Here is a 2,784-nt window from a genome sequence, read left to right on the forward strand (position 1 = left end):
CACTGAAACACCACCGTACGTAAGAAGCGCACACACTACGACGATCACCAGGTTTGCGCGTGAGCGACCGATATACCGAATTGCCGCGGCGACAATCGCGGCGGCGAAGCCCGACATCTCGATCATCTTGCCGAACAACGCGCCGAGCAGGAATACCGGAAAGTAGAGTTTTACGAACCCCACCATCTTTTCCATGAAAATGCCTGAGAACACCGGGGCAACGGCTGCAGGCTCCGTCAGCAGCACGGCCCCCAGTGCGGCGATCGGCGCGAACAGAATGACGCTGTAGCCACGGTAAGCGGCCACCATGAGAAACACCAACGCAGCAAGAACGATAAGCAGGGTCATACAAAGTTGCACTCCTAAATATTGTTATAGATTTAAGCCCTAAGACTTTTTTTTCCTTCGGGCAGCGTGCTTTTAAAGAATGGAGCACATATCAATCGATAGCCGTCTGAGAGGCCAGAAATATGTGAATCCCGATTTACGTGAAAACGGCCAAAGTAGTACCACACGCGGCCAGAACGCATGCGTCCGACTTATAACGGTGATCTGGCGCTGCACGACGGTGAGCGACGTTACGAAAAAAAGCGCCGAATATGCTCATCATGCGCGATGAGGTCTCCATCGCGACTGTGGTTCCTGAGGTCCGCTGAATCCGTCGAATCAGCGTTCGCTTCGACTATGCGCCGCGGCGTTTACCGCTGGCCAATAGCAGCATTTCGCGTACTTGAGGAACTCCAGCTTGCGTTTTTCCTGGAAGCCTATAACTCCTTGACGGTATTCCGAGCCTTCCTGAGAAAGGCTCTGCGCGCGACTACGCAGAACATGCGAAAAGTACAATTGCCCCGTTACGAGATTGAAAAGCCTGCATCGACTGGGAAAATCTGTCCAGTCGTCGTTCTTGACTCGTCGGAAGCCAGGAAGAGTGCCGTCATTGCGACGTCGTTCGGTTCTATTAAACCCAGCAACTGTCGCTCGCTGGTTTTTTTTATTATGTCAGGCTGCGTTTCGATGAGACCGAGGACACGATTCGTCTTCGTTACTGCTGGCGCGAGCGCATTGACGCGGATCCGATGCGCTGCATATTCGACGGCCATCGAGCGCGTGATCGAGGAAATCCCGCCTTTAGCTGCCGTATAGGCATCTTTGCCGTGCGTACCGACGAGCGCAAAGACGGAGCTGCTGTTAATGACCGAACCGCCTCCGCTTCTCATCATTGCGGCGATGCCATACTTGCAGGTAACCCAGGTCCCAAACAGATCTAGCCTTATCGCGCGCCAGAACTCGTCGGCTGGGCAGTCCGTCACCCGCGCATCGATTGCGCTCGATCCGCCTGCGTTGTTATAGAGCACGTCGATGCGGCCGGCGAAGCTGATTGCCCCGTCGATCGATTCGCGTACGTTGTCTTCGCTGGTGACATCCGTACGAATAAATTTCGCTTTGCCCCCGCTAGCATTGATCGCCTCAGCGACAGCCTCGCCGGCATCGATGTTGAATTCCGCGATGACAATAGTGGCGCCTTCGCGAGCAAATAGCTCAGCGGCCGTACGGCCAATGCCCGCGCCAGCGCCCGTGATGTATGCGACTTTTCCCGCCAGTCGGCGGTTCATCTCGCTCATGGTGCGTCTCCGATAATTTCGTTTTGTGATTCAACATTAATATCAGCGCCACGGGACCTTGCGAAGCTGAATGACTTCGTCGGCCCGCTCCGTCGCAATTCGTGCGGTATGTGGCCGCCGAATTTACAAAAATACAGTTACAACGAGATGCGGCTGGTTTAATTTGCGCCCGATAAGCAAATCACACGCGCATCTGCATTGCGCAGTCGCAGAGGTACAATTTGCTGATAAGCGGCTGACCCGTACCACTCGTCCGCTTTTTCCGGGCTCTCAAATTCGAGTACGACAATTGTCCCTATATTGGTGTCACCTTCCACCACTTTTTGGGCGCCGCCACGGATCAAAAAAACGCCTCCGTAAGCGTCCAGCGTCGCTTGTACCTTGCGACTGTATTCGTCCCACTCGGCACCAGGCGTGCGGAGTGTTACCTCAGCGAAGATATAACCTTTAGTCATTTTGCGAAAATGCCTATGATTTAATGTGATTGTGAAACGCAGGCCGCTTAATCTCTCGACTTACCGACAGCGCCGAGCATCTATTAAATTTTCCTGTGCTTACGATCGACGAATCGTGTGCCACTTATATTTTTGCTGGTTTGCAAGACGACGATCCAGCCGGAAAATATCACTTGGGCATGACGACATCTTCAGGGGGATCGCAAGCTACCGTCCCCATCTTCGCTGGCACGGAGATTTCGAGGAATTGAAAATCTTCCGATATCGCGATCTCATTGTGCTTGAGTCCGCCGGGAATATGGAGCGACTCTCCGGCCCCTACGCGGATGAGGCGGCCGCCTTCAAATACAAGATCTACCCAGCCGCGAAGGGTATAAATAAACTGCGATTCGCAAAGATGATAATGCCAGCCAGTCTCCTGCATTTCGCCTATTGCCACAGTTACTTGAGCTCGCATCCGACCGTTCGTTGCGTCGGAGACCCCGAGGTCCCGATATTTGAAAAAGGTTCGGCGACCTGGTACGAGCGGTGCCGTTTCTGCGGTGGCATACGCCAGTTTCGCTAAAAGATCACCGGCGGCATCGGCCGCCTTCGAAGAATCAAATTTTTCGCTGTCAGAAAGCATGATGTGCTCCGAAATTGAACGAGAGAGTGGGGATTGGGCGAATGAGTGTTTTCAAGTGTTGGCCAAGGCGATCAAAGATCAC

The 2,784-nt window shown here is 53.5% G+C and carries 3 protein-coding genes and 1 pseudogene; all 4 read right to left on the minus strand.

The window, feature by feature from the left end:
* Positions 1-348 (minus strand): annotated as a pseudogene (locus WCA53_RS11615) (GntP family permease); the annotation flags it as partial.
* 503 nt (positions 349-851) lie between these two features.
* Positions 852-1,622 (minus strand): SDR family NAD(P)-dependent oxidoreductase, encoded by a 771-nt coding sequence (locus WCA53_RS11620; protein ID WP_423909565.1) that lies wholly within the window; start codon positions 1,620-1,622, stop codon positions 852-854.
* A 158-nt stretch (positions 1,623-1,780) separates the two neighbouring features.
* Complete coding sequence (locus WCA53_RS11625; protein ID WP_423909567.1) at positions 1,781-2,077, minus strand: DUF1330 domain-containing protein; 297 nt, start codon at positions 2,075-2,077, stop codon at positions 1,781-1,783.
* Between the two features lie 169 nt (positions 2,078-2,246).
* Complete coding sequence (locus tag WCA53_RS11630) at positions 2,247-2,702, minus strand: cupin domain-containing protein (RefSeq protein ID WP_423909569.1); 456 nt, start codon at positions 2,700-2,702, stop codon at positions 2,247-2,249.
* Positions 2,703-2,784 lie beyond the last annotated feature (82 nt).

Source organism: Caballeronia sp. (genome assembly GCF_049581465.1).
Classification (GTDB): Bacteria; Pseudomonadota; Gammaproteobacteria; order Burkholderiales; family Burkholderiaceae; genus Caballeronia.